Origin of the sequence: Thiohalocapsa sp., assembly GCF_019695415.1 — a bacterium.
Classification (GTDB): Bacteria; Pseudomonadota; Gammaproteobacteria; order Chromatiales; family Chromatiaceae; genus Thiohalocapsa.
On the sequence record NZ_JAIFKJ010000591.1, the window covers coordinates 1 to 1526 of the forward strand.

Annotated in this window: 1 rRNA gene and 1 pseudogene; both read left to right on the forward strand. The window is 65.1% G+C overall.

Annotated elements, in window-relative coordinates:
- Positions 1 to 5 precede the first annotated feature (5 nt).
- Positions 6 to 120: ribosomal RNA gene (rrf, locus tag I6U14_RS16250) — 5S ribosomal RNA — on the forward strand.
- Between the two features lie 225 nt (positions 121 to 345).
- A pseudogene (locus I6U14_RS16255) lies at positions 346 to 1497 on the forward strand (IS3 family transposase).
- Positions 1498 to 1526 lie beyond the last annotated feature (29 nt).

A 1526-nucleotide genomic window follows, 5' to 3' on the forward strand; every position in this document is an offset into this window, starting at 1 on the left:
CCCGGTTTGGTGATCATAGCGCAAGCGAAACACCCGGTCCCATCCCGAACCCGGCCGTTAAGCGCTGCAGCGCCGATGGTACTGCGTCTCAAGACGTGGGAGAGTAGGTCGTCGCCAGACCTGGCAAGCCGCCCTGACGCGCACACACGTATCTCTCAAAAACGATGCCATAAAAATCCAGCGGGCCAGAACGCCGGCTCGCAACCTGGACGCATCGAACGTAGCGTGCGGCAAACACACCAAACGCTACGCGTCCGAAAACCCTCGTCGGTGTGACCTTCTCCCCAAGATCCGGGCCGTTGCGAGCTGGAATCTTCTGGTCATAGATGACGCAGGAGGACGACTATGAAGCGCAGTCGGTTCAGTGAGGAAAAGATCATCGGCGTGCTGAAGGAGCACGAGGCCGGTGCCAAGGTGGACGAGCTTTGCCGCCGGCACGGCATCAGCTCGGCCACGTTCTACACCTGGCGGAAGCGATACGCTGGCATGGAGGCGAGCGAGGCGAAGCGGCTGCGCGAGCTCGAGGCCGAGAACGCGAAGCTGAAGCGCATCGTCGCCGACCAGATGCTCGACATGTCGGCGATGAAGGAGCTCCTGGAAAAGCGCTGGTGAGCCCGCGGCGAAGAGGCGAGCCGTGGGCTTCCTGATGCAGGAGCTTGGCCTCAGCGAACGACGAAGTTGCCGGGTCGTCGGTCTGTCGCGGTCCGTGCAGCAGTATCGGCCGGTGCCAAAGAACGACGCCGCGGTGGTCGCGCGCCTGAAGGAGCTGGCGTCGGAGAACCGGCGCTACGGCTACCTGCGGCTGCATGCCGTGCTGCGGCGGGAGGGCCTGGTTGTGAACCGCAAGCGGACCTACCGGCTCTACACCGAGCTGGGCTTGCAGGTCCGCACCAGGAAGCGGCGCAAGCTGCCGCGCCGTGATCGGATCGCGCCGCAGGTTCCGGAGCGGCCGATGCAGCGCTGGTCGCTCGACTTCATCGGCGACCAGCTCGTCGACTACCGGCGCTTCCGGGTGCTCAACATCGTTGATGACCACAGTCGGTTCTGTCCCGGCCAGATCGTCGATGTCTCGATCTCCGGCGCCAGGATGGCACGGTTCCTCGACGACCTGGCGCTGCGCCACGGGCTGCCGGAGGAGATCGTCCTCGACAACGGCCCGGAAGGCACCAGCCGGGCGATGTTCGACTGGTCCGAGAAGACCGGCGTCCGCCTCCGCTTCATCGAGCCCGGCAAGCCGGTCCAGAACGCCTTCGTCGAGAGCCTGAACGGCAAGCTCCGCGACGAATGCCTCAACCTGCACTGGTTCAGATCGCTCGCCCACGCCCGCGACGAGATTGGCCGCTGGCGCCACCATTACAACGCCGAACGCCCTCATTCCGCGCTCGGCTATCGCAGCCCGTTGGAGTTCCTATCGACCACCACCGCGACAGCGCCCGCGACTCTTGCGGTCTCGGCGCCGCCGCTTAACACTCAACCCCGGCCGGAGGATTCCAGTGAAGCCCGGCCCTGATCGCAGGGAAAGGTCA